A 15,388-nucleotide genomic window follows, 5' to 3' on the forward strand; every position below is an offset into this window, starting at 1 on the left:
GCGTCACGGGATTCTAAGCTGACTCGGCGCTCGCCCGCCGTGAGGTTTAGTACATTAGTCCCAGCGTACTCCTCAAAGAATCGACCAGAAGGTTGCGTAATGCCCGCCAGCGCGCCGCTTCGCCCGTCGTGTGCTTCTGGTTGACCTCGATCTCGACGCCGGTGTAGCGGCCGTCCGGATAGCGTTTCCGCAGGTGCGTCGTGAGGCCGTCGGCGCTCCCGCGGTAAGGATAGTTGCGGCGCACGACGAGGGTGCGGTCCGCGCTCAGGATCTGCCGCCGCCACGTGAGACATAAATCACGCTCGCTCCTGCGCGTCGGGTCGTAGAGCAGCCCGACGTCGGCCCGCCGCACGTCGCTCCCGAGCTGCGGCGTGAAGCTGTGGCTCGAAATGTGGACCACGTGCGCGCCGGCCGCGACGCCGGCGCCGACCTGCGACTCGACCCAGTCGCGGTACGGCCGGTAATAGCGGGCCAGCACCCGCTCCTGCTCCGGCGGCGGCAGGCCGAGCGTCGCTTCGGAGAAAAGCTGCTTGTGGTTCGGCGAGCGGTTGAGCTCGACCAGGAGGCGGCTCGTCGTCGAATACACGAGCTCGGCATCGAATGCTTTCGCGAGATCGCGCGCGAGCGCGAGCGCGCCGGGGTCGTAGCCGCGGTGACTGGCGAGCGCGGAGCGCATCTTCGCGAACAGCGGGCGGTATGGCGCGGGGATCTTGTTGCCGCCGTGCTCGCAGGTGACGAGGACGCGCACCCGGTTCATGGATCGAAGGGCTTGCCTGCCTGCAGTGCCTCGGCCAGCGCAGTGTACAGCTCGTGCAGGGCGCTCCGGCTCGGTCGCGGGCCGATCGCGCGCAGCAGGCGGCGTGCGAGCGGGCCGCGCGCGAGCACGTACTCGACCACCGGCTGCCAGACCCTGCGATGCGCGCTGCCGGCGCGCTCGAGGTGCTCGGCGATGTGCTCCCACACCACGCCCGCGGTGCAGTCGCGGCGCTGCACGCCGAAGAGCGCGAGGTACGCCTCGTTGCCGATGCGTGCGCGATCGGCCTCGTGGATCGCCGCGAGGAAAATGTTCGCGAGCGCCCGGGTCGGAAGCTGCTTCGCCGGATCGGGCCTGTAGTACGCGCTCTCGGTGAGCCACTGCGCGAGGTCCATGACGAGCGCCGCGAAGGCGACGTCCACCCCCGGGCATTCCTGCGCGTCGAGCACCCGGATCTCGATCGCGCTGCGATCGAAGCGCGCGATCGCGCCGCGCGCATTGAGCCACTCGTACTGGAGCACGCCTTCCGGGTCGTGCGGCTTGACCGCGCGATACATGGGCTGGAGGATGCGCGCTTCGTATTCGGCGCGCGACGAGACGATCTCGGGAACGATCTCGCCGTTGAGCGCGGGCAGCGCATCGGCGTTCCTGCGATAGGCCTCCATGCGAAAGTCGAGGATGCCGTCGGCGCGGCCGTCGGCATACGGCGAAGCCGCCGCCAGCGCCGGCAGTATCGGCAGGATCACGCGCACCGCCGCGTGCAATCGCGCGAACTCTTCGTCGCCGGCGAACGGAAGGTTCACGTGCGAGGCCTGGAGATTCGCCCAGCCGTGGCCGCGGCAGTCGAACAGCCGGTCGTAGGCGCGGTAGATCGCCGCGTTGTCGTGCGGCCAGATGCGCGTTTCCTGCGCGGGGTTCATCCACGGATGCATGCCGCCGGGCAGGAGCCGCGCGCTGTGCTTCGCGAGCGCCGTGTTCATCGCCACGATCTCTTCCTGGAAGCGTGCGGAAAGCTTCGCGAGATCGTCGGTCGGTGCGAGGTTCTTCACCTCCAGGAGGTGCATCACGAGCTCGTTCGACCAGCCGAGCTCGCCGCGCGCGGCGGCGTTCACCGGATCGCTCGCGCCCGCGGCGTCCATCAGCACGCGGTCGGCGATCGGCAGCACGTCGAGGGTCGCGCGGTCGACGAGCATGTACTCGATCTCGACGCCGCAGCCGTCGAACAGATGACGCGCCGGTGACTCCACGTCAGGCGGCAACGCGCCTGCGCGCGCCGATGCGTCTCGCGTACACCCCCATCACTTCGCGGTACAGCGCATCCTTGAGGATCTGGTCTTCGTTGCCGGCGTCGATGTTCGGATTGTCGTTCACTTCGATGAGATAGCACCGGTCGCCGATCTGCTTGAGGTCCACGCCGTAGAGGCTGTCGCCGATCAGGTTCGCCGCGCGCACCGCGGTATCGACGACGCACTCGGGCGCTTCGCCGACCGACAGCGCGACGGTCTGACCTTCGACGCGGTGCGCCGAATCGCGCTTGATCACCTGCCAGTGGCCGGGCGCCATGAAGTACTTGCACACGAAGAGCGGGCGCCGGTCGAGCACCGCGACGCGCCAGTCGAACGGCGTCGGCAGCCATTCCTGGGCGATGAGCAGCTCCGATCGCTCGAGCAGCGGTGTCGCGCGCGCCGCGAGCTCCTGCACGTCGTGGATCTTCACCACGCCGAGCCCGAAGCCGCTGTCGGGCTGCTTGAGGATGCACGGCAGTCCCAGCGTCGGCACGACGCGGTCCAGGTTCTCGCGGTGGACCCTCATCGTCTTCGGCGTGGGAATGGCGTGGCGCGCCATCAGCTCGTGCAGGTAGACCTTGTTGGTGCACTTGAGGATCGAATCGGGGTCGTCCATCACCGGCATGCCGAGCGCCGCGGCGCGCCGCGCGAACTCGTAGGTCCAGTGCCCGACGTTGGTCGTCGCGCGGATGAAGAGGCCGGCGAAGTCGGCCAGCCGCGCCAGATCCCCGGGTCCGATGATCTCGCCGCGCAGTCCCACGCTGGACGCCGCGTCGATGAATTTGTGCAGCGCCCGGTCGTTCGACGGCCGGTCGATCTGGCGCTCGTCGCGCAGGATCGCGACTGCTGCGACGTCGGAGTCCACAGGCGTGCTGCGCGCGCGCCGCCTGCCGGTGGCGTACCCGGTTGCGGCGGCGAGCAGGAAAGCGCGATGCTGGGGCGGGATGTCCGCGACGCCGATCGCGCGCACTTCCGCCAGACGCCAGCGCGAGCCCGTGCGCTCGAACACCGCGCGCAGCAGAGGCGCTTTGCACGCCGCGAAGAGGTGTTGCGCCAGCGCCGGATTGAGCTCCGCCGGATCGCAGCCGAAGTAGGCATCGAGCTCGAAGAGATTCGACGCATCGTGCAGCAGCGAGCGCTGCACGAGCGCGTCGAGGTCGTCCGCCAGCATCTCGGTGTGCGCGGGCGCCTGCAGGTCTTCGATCGTCTTCACGTCCGGGAGCGGACGGTGGCCCCGCGCTTCGGCGAGCAGCGACACGTAGTAGCCGCGTCCCTGGTAACGGTCGGCCCGGCACAGGTTGACGACCTGCGCGTCGGTGCTGCCGTGCGCGGGGTCGGTGAGGTAAGCCCTCGCCGTTGCGACGCTGGACCCCGGAATCTCGAAAGGCCAGTCCTGATGGCGGTTGACGACGAAAAGGGGTTTCACGCGCTTCCGGGCGGCGGGTGGATGATGAGCAGGTTGGCGTCGTGCGTGACGATGCCGAGCAGCACCGCGCCGACCGCGCGATCGATGCCGATCCAGTATTCGTGCGTCTTGCCGTACGGGTGCGGCTGGTACGGATCGACGATGAGCACGCGCCGCCGTTCGGCGTCGTAGCCCGCGATCACCACGAAGTGACCCGACGGGGTGCCGCGAACGTCGTCCTTGATGTCGTCGGGGCCGTATTCGCGCGACGCATGATAGAGGTAGGTCGAGGACAGCCCGGTCACGATCGGCAGGCGCCGCCGCAGGATGCGATGGATGAGCGTCGGCGAGAGGTCCATGAAGCGCAGTCGTCCGCCGAGCTCGAGGAATTCCAGATAGGCCGGCGTCACCTGCTCGAAGCGCCGACGCTCCATCTTGAACTCGAGCTGGCGCGTGAGCTTTTCCGAGATGTCGACGTCGCGCCTGAACCACGTCGGATCGAAGACGAGGAGGTTGTAGGTGTAGATCGTCGCGGCGTAGCCGTGGCGCAGCGCGTCACACGCGAGATACACCGCGTACGTGCCGCCGTGCTCCATCCGGTAATTGCGCGCGATGATGTCCGACAGCGGCACCTTCTCGCCCCAGTAGGTATAGACCGCGTGCAGGCACGTCGGTCCGCACGTGGTCTCGTCGGGCTGGCGGAGGATGGTGAGCGGCAGGCGAAATTCGCTCGCGCGGATCGGGTGGCGGCGCGGCGGGCGCGCGATCAGCGGGGCGTTCACACGTTCCCGGCTGCAGTTTTGGTGCCCATGAGCCTCCGTCGTTCCCGCGAAGGCGGGAACCCATTTTTTTCGGTCTCGAAAATGGATTCCCGATAGTCCCGCTACCGCGGTTCGGGAATGACGACGTTTACCGCGGCGCCCAGGAATCCTTGAGCGTCACCGACCGGTTGAACACCGGCGCTCCCGGTTTCGAATCGCGGCGGTCGGCGCAGAAATAGCCGTGGCGCTCGAACTGGAAGCGTTCCTCGGGCCTGGCGTCCTTCAGCGCCGGCTCGACCTGGGCGGTGATCACCCGCTTCGAATCCGGATTGAGGTCTTCGAGGAAATCGCGGTCGCGCCCCGGGTGCGGCACGCGGAACAGCCGGTCGTACATCCGCACCTCGGCGGCGACCGAGTGTGCCGCGGAGAGCCAGTGGATGGCGCCTTTCACTTTGACTTTCTCGGCGCCCGGCGTGCCCGATTTGGTGTCGGGAATGTATTCGCAGTGCACCGTCGTGACGCGGCCGTCCGCGTCCTTGTCGCAGCCGGTGCATTTCACGACGTAGCCGTAACGCAGCCGCACGCTGTTACCGGGGAAGAGCCGGAAGTAGCCCTTGGGCGGCGTCTCCTGGAAGTCTTCGCGCTCGATCCACAGCTCGCGCGAGAACGGGAGAACACGCTGTCCCAGCTCGGGTTTCTGCGGGTGGTTGGGGGCGTGACACTCTTCGCTCTGCCCGTCCGGATAGTTGTCGATGACCAGCTTCACCGGGTCGAGCACCGCGATGCGGCGCTCGGCGCTCGCGTTGAGGGTGTCGCGCATCGCCTCTTCGAGCACCGAGTACTCGATCCACGAATCGGCCTTGGAGACGCCGATGCGCTCGGCGAAGAGCCGGAAGCCTTCCGCCGTGTAGCCGCGGCGGCGCGCGCCCGCGAGTGTGGGCATGCGCGGATCGTCCCACGCTTCGCAATGCCGCTCCTCGACGAGCTGGATGAGCTTGCGCTTGGACAGCATCACGTAAGTGAGATTGAGCCTCGCGAACTCGATCTGCTGCGGCAGCGGGCGCAGTAGCAGGCCGCACTCGGCGAGACGCTCGAGCAGCCAGTCGTAGAAGGGCCGCTGATCCTCGAATTCCAGCGTGCACAGCGAGTGCGTGATGTTTTCCAGCGCATCCTCGATCGGGTGCGCGAAGGTGTACATCGGATAGATGCACCATTTGTCGCCGGTCCGATGGTGAGTCGCGTGCCGGATGCGATAGATGACCGGATCGCGCAGGTTGATGTTGGGCGACGCCATGTCGATCTTCGCGCGCACCGCCATGCTGCCGTCGGCGTGCTGGTCGTCGCGCATCTCGCGAAAGCGCGCGAGCGATTCCTCGCGCGGACGATCGCGCCACGGGCTGTTGGTCCCCGGCTCGGTCAGCGTGCCGCGCGCCGCGCGGATCTCCTCCGGGCGCTGCTCGTCGACATAGGCGTGGCCCGCGCCGATCAGCGCTTCGGCGGCTTCGTACATGAAGTCGAAATAATCCGAAGCGAAATACAGGTGCTCGCCCCAGTCGCAGCCCAGCCACTTCACCGCTTCGACGATCGAGTCGACGTATTCCTGCTCTTCCTTCTCCGGATTGGTGTCGTCGAAGCGCAGGTGGCACGCGCCCGCGTAGTCGATCGCAAGCCCGAAGTTCAGCACGATCGACTTGGCGTGTCCGATGTGGAGATAGCCGTTGGGCTCCGGCGGAAAGCGTGTGCGTATCTTCGCCGGATCGGGCGGTGCGTCGCGCTGCACCGCCGCGCCTCCGGGATGTCCTGCCCAACGCCGCCCGGCGTGCTTGGCCGAAGCGATATCGGCCTCGATGACCTGGCGGATGAAGTTCGAGACGCTGCCTTCGTTCTTCTCCGAGGGGGTCGGTTTGTTGCGGGCGGGCTTGTCTGATCCGGCGGGCATGATGCGAAAGTCTGGCAAAACCCTATTCTAAACGACCGGCTATTCGGACGTGATTTTCGCCGCCCTGATCACCTTCGCGTACTTGTCGGCTTCCTTGCGGAAATACGCGGCGAGCTCGTCGGGCGTGCTGCCGATCGGTTCCGCGCCGTCCCTGGCGATGGTCTCGCGCATGTCGGGCGCCTTGAGCACCTTGACGATCTCGCCGTGCAGCCTGGTCACGATGTCTTTCGGGATCGCGGCGGGCGCGAACATCGCGTACCAGTTGTCGGCGTCGAAACCGGGGTAGTACGACGCGAGCGTCGGCACGTCCGGCATGAGCGTCGAGCGGCGGGTCGAGGCGATCGCGATCGCACGCACGCGACCCGAGCGCACGTGCGGAAGCACCGCGAGCTGTCCGGAAAAGCGCAGGTCGACTTCGCCCGCCATCATCGCGGTCACCGCCGGACCGCCGCCCTTGTACGGCACGTGCACCACGTCGATACCGGCCGCCTGCTTGAGCATCTCGATCGCGAGATGGCTCGTCGTGCCGCTGCCGTTGGAGGCGGCGTTCAGCTTCGATTTGGATTTCTTCGCCAGCGCGACCAGCTCGGGCACCGTCTTCGCCGGCACGCTCGGGTGCACCACGAGCACCAGCGGGGCGGACGAGAAGAGGCTCACCGGCGCGAGATCTTTCAGCGGATCGAACGCCAGCTTCTTCACGAGCGTCACTTGTACGCTCAGCGACGCGGTCGTGAACAGCAGCGTGTAGCCGTCGGGGGGCGCTTTGGCGGCGAGCTCCGCGCCGATGAGCCCGCCCGCGCCGCTGCGGTTGTCGACGACGAAGCTCTGGCCGAGATTCTCGGTGAGCTTTTTCCCGAGCAGCCGGCTCTGCGTGTCGGTGCCGCCGCCCGGCTGGAACGGAACGATGACGCGCACGGTGCGCGACGGCCATGCCTGTGCGTGCACGTTCGTGCATGCGAAACCGGCTGACGCGATTGCGGCAGCGAAGAGCGCGATGGTGCGAAGAGCCGTCATGACGAGATCCCGCTGTTAAGCTTCGCACTATCGTAACAGTCACGATCGATATCTAACGAGGAGAGGTCATGCAGCATCAGTCAACCTTCATCGTCGCCTGCGGCGCGCTCGCGCTGGCGGCGGCTCAGCCCGCGCCGGCCGCGGAGAGTTATCCCGCGAAACCGGTGCGCGTCATCGCCGCTTTTTCACCCGGCGGCTACGTCGATTTCACCGCGCGGCTCGTCTCGGCACCGTTGAGCGTCGCGCTCGGGCAGCAGTTCATCGTCGAGAACCGCGCCGGTGCGGGCGGCATCGTCGGCACCGAAGTCGCCGCGCGCGCGGCGCCGGACGGCTACACGCTCGTCGTCGGCAGCGTCGGCACGCATGCGGTGAACCAGACGCTGTACAAGAAGCTTCCCTACAACGTGGTGCGCGATTTCCAGCCGGTCGCGAGATTGTCGGATGCGCCGAGCCTGCTGGCGGTGCACCCGTCGCTGCCGGCGAAGTCGGTCAAGGACCTCCTCGCGCTCGCGCGCAGCAAGCCGAATTCGATCAACTACGCCTCCGCCGGTTCGGGCACGTCCACGCATCTGGCCGCCGTGCTGTTCGAGCACCTCGGCCACGTCAAGCTCGTGCACGTGCCTTACAAGGGCGGCGGACCGGCGCTCGTCGCGGTCGTGTCGGGCGAGGTCCCCGTCACTTTCGGCACCGCCGCTTCGGTATCGCCGCATACCAAGAGCGGCCGGCTCAGGGCGCTGGCGGTGACTTCGGGCAAACGCTCGCAGGTGCTGCCGGACCTGCCGACGATCGCGGAAGCGGGGCTGCCCGGCTACGAGATGCTGAACTGGCTCGGTCTCTTCGCGCCCGCGGGCACGCCGCGCGCGATCGTCGACCGGCTCGCGCAGGAATCGCTGCGGATCGTGCGCTCGCCCGACACCGTCGCGAAGTTCCATGCGCAGGCGTCGGAGCCTTCGCCGCTCGGAACCGACGAGTTCGCCGCCTTCGTGAAGAAGGAGGTCGACAAGTGGGGGAAAGTCGTCACCGCGACCGGCATGACGGCGGATTGAGATTATTTGCAGGAGAACGGGGCCTTTGTCACCGCGAGCGCGGTGGGCGCTCCTCTACATTGGCCGGGCACTCGAACATAACAACGAGCCATGGTGCGCCTCTCCTGCAATCCTCACGTCCTGCGCAGCCTCGCGCTGTTTTCCCCGCTGTCCGACGCGCAGTTCGGCGCGCTCCTCCTCCAGATCGAGCGCCGCAGCTATGCGGCCGGGGCGCGTATCGTCAACGCCGGTGAAGGCCCCGACGGTCTCTACGTCATCCTGTCGGGCCGAGCGAAGCTCACCTTCCTCGACCGCGCAGGGCAGGAGCTCGTCGCGGCGGTGATGGAGCCGAACGATTTCTTCGGCGAGACCGGCGTGATCGACGGCAACCCGCGCGCTTCGAACGTCGACGCGCAGGATGCGTGCGAGATCCTCTTCGTGCCGCGCAGCGTGCTGCTCGAATGCGTCGAGCACAACGCAGCCGCTGCGATGGCGATGCTGCGCACGGTCGTGGGCAGGCTCGACGACGCCTATCGCAAGTTGGCGGCGCTCGCTCAGCACCGCGACGAGCCGCCGTTCGCGCTTCCGCCGCTCGCCGAGCGTCACTAGCGCTCCCGGTTCGTCCCGACCGTCGTATCGATACGCGCGACCGGGGGCTCTCGGCGGCCCGCACCCGGTCGGAAACCGCGGTGACCCGCACCGAGGCGTCCGTTACACTGCCGGCACTCATTGCCCTCTTCGGAGCGCCGCGCGTGGCCGAGCTCACCGTCATGCAGTCCCTCGCTTTCAAGGAGGCCTATCTCACGCTCGCGCCGCGCTACGAGCGCGCGACCGGACACCGCATCTCGACGCTGTGGGTGCCGACGGCGAAGGTCGTCGCGACCGTCGAACGCGGGGAAGCCGCCGACCTCGTCATCATCGCGGCGGCGGTCGTCGACGAGCTGATCGCGAAAGGGCTGGCGCGGGAGCGCATCGACCTCGCGACCTGCGGCGTCGCCGTGGCGGTGAAGGCGGGAGCGCCGCGGCCGGATCTTTCGTCGGCGGAGTCGCTGAAGCGCGCGGTGCTCGGCGCGAAGTCGATCGTGTACTCGCGCGGGCCGAGCGGCGTCTATCTCGACGGTCTGTTCCGACGCATGGGGATCTCAGGCGAGCTCGAGCACAAGCTGACGCGCGTTCAGGGAGAGCCCTCCGGCGAAGTGGTGGCGCGCGGCTTTGCCGAGATCGGCTTCCAGCAGATGTCCGAGCTGCTGCCGGTGGCGGGCATCGACGTCGTCGGGCCGCTGCCGGCGGAGATACAGGAGATCACGACCTTCGCCGCGACGGTGCTCGCGAAGGCGCGCGAGCCGCAAGCTGCACGGGAGGTGATCGACTATCTCGGCACCGAAGACGCCAAAGCGGTCATTCGCGCCACGGGCATGGAGCCGGTCTAGCGTCCGAGGTAGCGCGTCGGCATCCGGCGCTCCACCGCGCGTTTGCCCGAGCGCGTGATGCGATAGCCTTTGGCGCGCGGCAGGCTCGCGACGATGCGCGAGAGCTTGCCGTCGACGTAGTGCAACGCCGCGCCGTCGTCGGCCGCATGACCGTCGGGCATCGCGCCGCGCGCGACGAGCCTGCGAAACGTCGGGCGGCGGGCTTTCTCGCTGTCGTAGTGCGGGCAGTTGCTGCCCTGGAGGAAGCCGAGGCACGGCAGCGCGGTCAGCGCACCCGCGATCGAATCGGTCACACCGTAGTCGAACCAGCAGATCGAGCCCGCGCTCGCGCCGCCGAGCACGACGCCGCGTTCCCACGCTTTGCGCAGATGCTCATCGAGTCCCCAGTCGCGCCACACCGCGAGCATGCTTTTCGTGTTCCCGCCGCCGACGTAGATCGCATCCTGCTCGAGCACGAACGATTCGAGGTCGCGCGGTGTGCGCGCGAAGAGCGGCAGGTGAGTCGGCTTGCACGAAAATTGAGAAAAGCCGGCGTAGAAGCGCAACCGTCCCATGTCGGCGTCGCCGTGGGCGGTGCCGATGAAGGCGACTTTCGGTTTTCGTTTGGCGGTGAGGCCGAGGAAGTACTCGATCAGAAGCAGGTTGTCGAGGTCGGGCGGCAACGCCATGCCGCCGATGGCGAGGATGTGTTTTTTCATTTTTTATTGAAAAAATGGATCCCCGCCTGCGCGGGGATGGAGGGCTCTGCGCTCAGCCTTCCACCTTGACGTTTGCAGCCTTGATCACCTTGCCCCACTTGGCGATCTCGTCGCGCAGGAACTGCGTGAATTCCTCGGGCGAGTTGCCGACCGGATCGATGCCGACCTGCACGATCTTGTCGTGGATGTCCGGACGCCGGACGACCGCGGCGATCGACTTGTTCAGGGTGTTGACCACCTCGCGCGGGGTGCCCGCCGGCGCGAGGATGCCGACCCACGTGCCGCCGACCACCTTCACGCCCTGCTCGATCAGCGTCGGCACGTCGGTCGCGACCGCGGCGCGCTTGTCCGCCGCCATCGCGATCGCCCTGATCTTGCCCGCGCGCGCGTGCGGCAGGAGCGAGAGCGGGGTGTCCATCATGAACTGCACCTGGCCGCCGGAGAGGTCGAGCAGCGCCGGCGCAGTGCCTTTATACGGCACATGGACCATCTTGGTGCCGGTGGTGAGCATGAAGAGCTCGGTGGTGAGATGCGCGGCGGCGCCGACGCCGCTCGACGCGAAGGAAAGCTGGCCCGGTTTCGCTTTGGCGAGGTCGATCAGGTCCCTCACGTTCTTCACCGGCAGGCTGTTCGCCACGCACACGATGAGCGGCGCGGTGCCGAGCAGCGAGACCGGCGCGAAGCTCTTCAGCGAGTGGTACGGAAGCTTGGGATAGAGCGTCTGGTTCGCGGTGTGCGCGGGGATCACCGAAGTGAGCGTGTAACCGTCGGGGTTCGCCTTGGCGACGATCTCGACGCCGACGATGCTGTTCGCGCCGGGCCGGTTGTCGATGATCATCGTCTGATTAACGTCCTTGCCGACCTCGGTCATCACCAGCCGCGTCATCACGTCGGTGATGCCGCCCGGCGTGTAGGGCACGACGACGCGGATGGGGCGCGCCGGATATTTCGACGGCTCCGCCGCGGGCGCGGCGGGCGCGAGCAGGGCGGCCATCGACAACGCAAACAGCGCACGCCTCACCATCGAGCTCCTCTCATCGGTCGCGTGAGACTATCGTTGGGCTATTCTATACCGCACATGACGCCTCACTCTTTCGCGCTGCTGCGACTCATCGCCGACGGCGAGTTCCATTCGGGCGAAGCGCTCGCCCGCACGCTCGACATATCGCGCGGTACCGTCTGGAACGCGGTGCGCGCGCTCGAAGACGCCGACCTCGCCATCTACAAGGTGCGCGGGCGCGGCTACAAGCTTGCCGAGCCGGTCTCGCTGCTCGACGCGCGGGCGCTACGCGCGAACGGACTGCACGTCGAAGTCGTCGACGCGGTCGGCTCCACCAATACCGAGCTCATGCAGCGCGCCGCATCGGGGGCGGCGTCCGGAAGCGTGCTCGCCACCGAGTGGCAGCAGAGCGGCCGCGGCCGCATGGGACGCGCATGGCAGGCCGGCATCGGGCGCGCGCTCGCGTTCTCGGTCCTCTGGCGCTACGCGCAGGGCGCGAGCGCGCTCTCGGGTCTGAGCCTCGCGGTCGGTGTCGCCGTGGTGCGCGCGCTGCGGGCGATCGGCGCGGGCGACGTCGAGCTCAAGTGGCCGAACGACGTGCTGTGGCGCGGGGCCAAGCTCGCGGGCATCCTCGTCGAGCTGTCCGGCGATACGCTGGGGCCGAGCGCGGTGGTCGTCGGCATCGGCGTCAACGTCCGTCTCTCCGCGGCGATGCGCGCGCGCATCGATCAGCCTGCGGCCGATCTCGAAAGCGCCTGCGGCGGCACGCTGGATCGCAACGCGGTGCTCGGCGCGGTACTGCGCGAGCTGCGTGACGTGCTGGAGCGCTTCGGCGTCGACGGTTTCGCGCCGCTGCGTCCCGAGTGGGAGCGATACCACGCGCATCAGGGAAAGCGCGTGACGGTGACGCTGCCCGGCGGCGCGACCGACAGCGGCGTCGCGCGCGGCATCGCCGAGGACGGCGCGCTGCTGTTCGAAAGCGGCAACGCGTTGCGGCGGCTGCACAGCGGCGAGATCTCCCTGCGCGCGGTCAAACGTCCATGAAAGTGCTCGCGGTCGATGCGGGCAACAGCCGCATCAAGTGGGGTCTCGCCGACGAAGACGACTGGATCGAGCGCGGCGCGGTCGCCACGGGGGACGCGGACGCGCTCGAATCGGCGCTCGCGCATCTCACCGCGGTCGATCGCATCCTGGTGACCAACGTGGCGGGCGAGACCGCGGCGCGTGCGATTCGGCAGGCGGTCGGCCGCCTCGGCATCGCTGCCGAGACGATCGTGCCGCGTGCCGAGCAGTGCGGCGTGAAGAGCGGCTACGCCGCGCCCGAGCAGCTCGGGCCCGATCGCTGGGCGGCGCTCATCGGCGCGCGCACGCTCTTCGACGGACCGTGCGTCGTCGTGAACGCCGGCACGACGATGACGGTCGACGCGCTTTCCGGCGAAGGCGTATTCCTCGGCGGTTTCATCGTGCCGGGGTATGCAGTGATGCGCGGCTCGCTCGCCACGAGCACCGATCGGCTCAAGCTCCAGCACGGCGCGTTCAGCTTCTTCCCCGACAATACCGGCGATGCGATCGCGAGCGGCGCGCTCAACGCGCTGGCGGGCGCGGTGGACCGCATGGTGCGCTACATGGTCGACGTCGGCGAGGGCGAGCCGCTCGTCATGCTCTCGGGCGGAGACGCGAATCTCGTCGCGCCGCTCCTGAGCCATCGCGTGCAGGTCGTGGATAATCTCGTGCTCGAAGGTTTGCGGCGGATCGGAGCGGGCGATGTCTGAAAGGCGGAGGATGGGCGCGAAAGCGGCGGCGATCGTGCTGGTGATCGTCAACGTGCTGTTCTTCGCGTACGCGCGCTTCGTGCTCGACAAGGGCGCCGCCGCCTCGCGCATCGACGACCTGCAGATCAATCCGGCGCGCATCAGGCTCATGAACGCGGCGACCCGCGGGCCGGGCGGCAGCGTGCCGAAGTCGGCGTGTCTCGAGTGGGGGCCTTTCAACGCGATCGACGCCGGCAGAGCCGAAGCCGCGCTCCAGCAGCTCAGCCTGCGCAACTCGCCGCTGCAGCGCAGCCTCGGCGAAGCGGGCGCGCGGCGTTACGCCTATTACGTGCGCGAGCCCGACGCGGGCACCGTCGCGCAGATCGCAGAGCTGCAGCGCTCTTTTCCCGGCACCGACCTCAAAGCGGGTCCCTGCCCCGGTTAAAGGACAAAAGCATTTAACACGGAGGACACGGAGGAACACGGAGGACACGGAGAGAAGCGATCGGACGCAATGCGAGCGACGTCGTTCTAGCTTTCCTCCGTGCCCTCCGTGCCTTCCTCCGTGTCCTCCGTGTTGAGGCTTTTGATCTTTGCGGTGCGCTTGCGCGCACCCTACGGCTTACTTCCGGATTTTCTGCAGGAGCGCCGTCGTCGACCGCTCGTGCTCGAACGGGATCGAGTGCACGCTGCCGCCCCACGACCTCACTTCGGCGGCGCCGACGATGTCCTCGACTTTCCAGTCGCCGCCTTTGACCAGGACGTCGGGCCTGACTTCGAGGATGCGTTCGAGCGGCGTGTCCTCGTCGAACCATGTGACGAGCGAGACCGAGTCCAGCGCCGCCGCGACCGCGGCGCGGTCGGGGAGGGTGTTGACCGGGCGGTCGTCCCCTTTCCCCAGCCGTCGCACCGACGCGTCGGCGTTGAGCGCGAGCACGAGGCTCGCGCCGAGCGCGCGCGCCTGCGCGAGGTACGTGACGTGTCCCCGATGCAGGATGTCGAAGACACCGTTGGTGAAGACGAGGGGGCGGGGAAGAGCGGCGACGCGCGCGATCAGCGCGTCCGGCGCGCAGATCTTGGCTTCGAACGAAGGCGTGCCGTAACGCCGCCCTTCACCCTTCACCCTTCATCCTTCACGGCTGTATTTCGAACAGCCTCACCACCCGCTGCACGCCGCTCGTGGTGCGCGCGAGCTCGGTCGCGTCGTCCGCCTCCTGGCGCTTGACCAGCCCCATGAGATAGACCGTTCCCGACTCGGTCACCACTTTCACGTGGACCGGGTTGAAGCGCCGGCCGTCGAGGAAACGCGTCTTGACCTTGGAGGTGATGTACGAATCGTTGGCGCGCGCCGACAGCGCGGTGGGCGGGCCGACGGTGAGCTCGTTGTAGGTGCCGCGCACGCCGTTGATGCCGCGCACGATACGGTCGGCTTCGGCCTTGGCGGCGTCGTTCGGCACTTCGCCCGAGAGCAGCACCAGCTTGTTGTAAGAGGTCGTGTTGATGTGCGCGTTGGGGAATTTCTCGGCCACGCGGTTCTGCGCGCGCAGCTCGATGCCTTCGTCGTCGGTCATGACGGCACTGGACCGGCGATCCTCGCCGACGAGATAACCGCCGGCGGCCGCGCCGCCGACCGCGGCGGCGACACAACCGTTGAGAACCGGGACGAGGGCGATGGCGCAGGCGGCGAGCAAAAGTCGCATAGTCATTGGACTCCGAGTAAGAGACAGTCGATCGCGTCGCAGATGCAGTGCAGCGCGAGCAGATGCACTTCCTGTATGCGCGCGGTGCTGTTCGCGGGCACGCAGATGTGGATGTCGTTCGGTTCGAGCACTTCGGCCATTCTCCCGCCGTTGCGGCCGGTCAAAGCGACCACGCGCATGTCGGCTTCGTGGGCGACCTCGATCGCGGCGATGACGTTGCGCGAGTTGCCGCTGGTCGAGATCGCGAGCAGCACGTCCTCGGCGTGGCCGAGCGCGCGCACCTGTTTCGCGAAGATCTGGTCGAAGTCGAAGTCATTGCCGATGGACGTGAGCGTCGAAGTGTCCGTCGTGAGTGCGACCGCGGCCAGCGGCGGACGTTCCATCTCGAAGCGATTGAGGAGCTCGGCGGCGAAATGCTGGCTGTCGGCGGCCGAGCCGCCGTTGCCGCACGCGAGGATCTTCCCGTCGCGCTTGAGCGCCTGCACCATGAGCTCCGCGGCATCGGCGATCGGCCCCGCGAGCGCGTCCATGCTCTGCAGCTTCAGGTGCGCGCTCTCCGAGAAGTTCTCGCTGATGCGGCTGATCAAGTCCATGGCGGCATATTGTACAAGGACGATCCGCGGCG

General features: G+C 67.8%; 17 protein-coding genes. 6 read left to right on the forward strand and 11 right to left on the reverse strand.

Features of this window, described 5'->3' with window-relative positions; translation table 11 throughout:
• Positions 1-46: 46 nt before the first annotated feature.
• The 6 genes from VHP37_10070 to VHP37_10095 all read right to left on the reverse strand — a co-directional run bounded on the left by VHP37_10070 (position 47) and on the right by VHP37_10095 (position 7,159).
• Positions 47-757: an N-formylglutamate amidohydrolase gene (locus VHP37_10070; protein ID HEX2826680.1), complete on the reverse strand. Its 711-nt coding sequence runs from the start codon at positions 755-757 to the stop codon at positions 47-49.
• Complete coding sequence (locus VHP37_10075) at positions 754-2,001, reverse strand: glutamate-cysteine ligase family protein (GenBank protein ID HEX2826681.1); 1,248 nt, start codon at positions 1,999-2,001, stop codon at positions 754-756. Before VHP37_10075 ends, VHP37_10070 begins: the two co-directional genes overlap by 4 nt.
• Position 2,002: 1 nt before the next feature.
• Positions 2,003-3,466: a RimK family protein gene (locus tag VHP37_10080; protein HEX2826682.1), complete on the reverse strand. Its 1,464-nt coding sequence runs from the start codon at positions 3,464-3,466 to the stop codon at positions 2,003-2,005.
• Complete coding sequence (locus VHP37_10085) at positions 3,463-4,227, reverse strand: C39 family peptidase (protein ID HEX2826683.1); 765 nt, start codon at positions 4,225-4,227, stop codon at positions 3,463-3,465. The genes VHP37_10080 and VHP37_10085 overlap by 4 nt, the downstream gene beginning before the upstream one ends.
• 127 nt (positions 4,228-4,354) lie before the next feature.
• Positions 4,355-6,145 carry a glutamine--tRNA ligase/YqeY domain fusion protein gene (locus VHP37_10090; GenBank protein HEX2826684.1) on the reverse strand — a complete coding sequence of 597 codons (1,791 nt, stop codon included), beginning with the start codon at positions 6,143-6,145 and terminating at the stop codon, positions 4,355-4,357.
• A 39-nt stretch (positions 6,146-6,184) separates the two neighbouring features.
• The gene (locus VHP37_10095; GenBank protein HEX2826685.1) at positions 6,185-7,159 is read right to left on the reverse strand and encodes a tripartite tricarboxylate transporter substrate binding protein; all 975 of its coding nucleotides are present in this window, start codon (positions 7,157-7,159) and stop codon (positions 6,185-6,187) included.
• A 68-nt stretch (positions 7,160-7,227) separates the two neighbouring features.
• On the opposite strand from VHP37_10095, the gene VHP37_10100 reads away from it, so the two are divergent.
• The 3 genes from VHP37_10100 (at position 7,228) to VHP37_10110 (ending at position 9,614) form a co-directional block, all read left to right on the forward strand.
• Positions 7,228-8,205, forward strand: a complete 978-nt coding sequence (locus VHP37_10100; GenBank protein ID HEX2826686.1) for a tripartite tricarboxylate transporter substrate binding protein — start codon at positions 7,228-7,230, stop codon at positions 8,203-8,205.
• A gap of 90 nt (positions 8,206-8,295) precedes the next feature.
• On the forward strand, positions 8,296-8,793 hold the full coding sequence (locus VHP37_10105; GenBank protein HEX2826687.1) for a cyclic nucleotide-binding domain-containing protein: 498 nt from the start codon (positions 8,296-8,298) through the stop codon (positions 8,791-8,793).
• Between the two features lie 143 nt (positions 8,794-8,936).
• Positions 8,937-9,614 (forward strand): substrate-binding domain-containing protein, encoded by a 678-nt coding sequence (locus VHP37_10110; GenBank protein ID HEX2826688.1) that lies wholly within the window; start codon positions 8,937-8,939, stop codon positions 9,612-9,614.
• On the opposite strand, the gene VHP37_10115 is transcribed toward VHP37_10110, so the two are convergent.
• Positions 9,611-10,312, reverse strand: a complete 702-nt coding sequence (locus VHP37_10115; GenBank protein ID HEX2826689.1) for a peptidase E — start codon at positions 10,310-10,312, stop codon at positions 9,611-9,613. The two genes, VHP37_10110 and VHP37_10115, sit on opposite strands and share 4 nt — an antisense overlap.
• Before the next feature lie 52 nt (positions 10,313-10,364).
• The gene (locus VHP37_10120) at positions 10,365-11,333 is read right to left on the reverse strand and encodes a tripartite tricarboxylate transporter substrate binding protein (protein HEX2826690.1); all 969 of its coding nucleotides are present in this window, start codon (positions 11,331-11,333) and stop codon (positions 10,365-10,367) included.
• Positions 11,334-11,390: 57 nt separating this feature from the next.
• On the opposite strand from VHP37_10120, the gene VHP37_10125 reads away from it, so the two are divergent.
• The 3 genes from VHP37_10125 to VHP37_10135 are packed head-to-tail and all read left to right on the forward strand — an operon-like array spanning position 11,391 to position 13,508.
• Positions 11,391-12,356, forward strand: coding sequence for a biotin--[acetyl-CoA-carboxylase] ligase (locus VHP37_10125; protein ID HEX2826691.1), 966 nt, complete (start codon positions 11,391-11,393; stop codon positions 12,354-12,356).
• Positions 12,353-13,084, forward strand: coding sequence for a type III pantothenate kinase (locus VHP37_10130; GenBank protein ID HEX2826692.1), 732 nt, complete (start codon positions 12,353-12,355; stop codon positions 13,082-13,084). Before VHP37_10125 ends, VHP37_10130 begins: the two co-directional genes overlap by 4 nt.
• Positions 13,077-13,508 carry a hypothetical protein gene (locus VHP37_10135; GenBank protein ID HEX2826693.1) on the forward strand — a complete coding sequence of 144 codons (432 nt, stop codon included), beginning with the start codon at positions 13,077-13,079 and terminating at the stop codon, positions 13,506-13,508. The genes VHP37_10130 and VHP37_10135 overlap by 8 nt, the downstream gene beginning before the upstream one ends.
• A gap of 177 nt (positions 13,509-13,685) precedes the next feature.
• Here VHP37_10135 and rfaE2 read toward each other — a convergent pair whose 3' ends face one another.
• Genes rfaE2 through VHP37_10150 form a run of 3 tightly spaced genes read right to left on the reverse strand, consistent with a single transcriptional unit; the run spans position 13,686 to position 15,356 of the window.
• Positions 13,686-14,186 (reverse strand): D-glycero-beta-D-manno-heptose 1-phosphate adenylyltransferase, encoded by a 501-nt coding sequence (rfaE2, locus tag VHP37_10140; GenBank protein ID HEX2826694.1) that lies wholly within the window; start codon positions 14,184-14,186, stop codon positions 13,686-13,688.
• A 10-nt stretch (positions 14,187-14,196) separates the two neighbouring features.
• Positions 14,197-14,769: a BON domain-containing protein gene (locus VHP37_10145; protein HEX2826695.1), complete on the reverse strand. Its 573-nt coding sequence runs from the start codon at positions 14,767-14,769 to the stop codon at positions 14,197-14,199.
• Entirely contained in the window at positions 14,766-15,356 is a 591-nt protein-coding gene (locus tag VHP37_10150) for a phosphoheptose isomerase (GenBank protein ID HEX2826696.1), read from the reverse strand. The genes VHP37_10145 and VHP37_10150 overlap by 4 nt, the downstream gene beginning before the upstream one ends.
• Positions 15,357-15,388 lie beyond the last annotated feature (32 nt).

It is taken from the genome of Burkholderiales bacterium (assembly GCA_036262035.1).
Taxonomy (GTDB): domain Bacteria; phylum Pseudomonadota; class Gammaproteobacteria; order Burkholderiales; family SG8-41; genus JAQGMV01.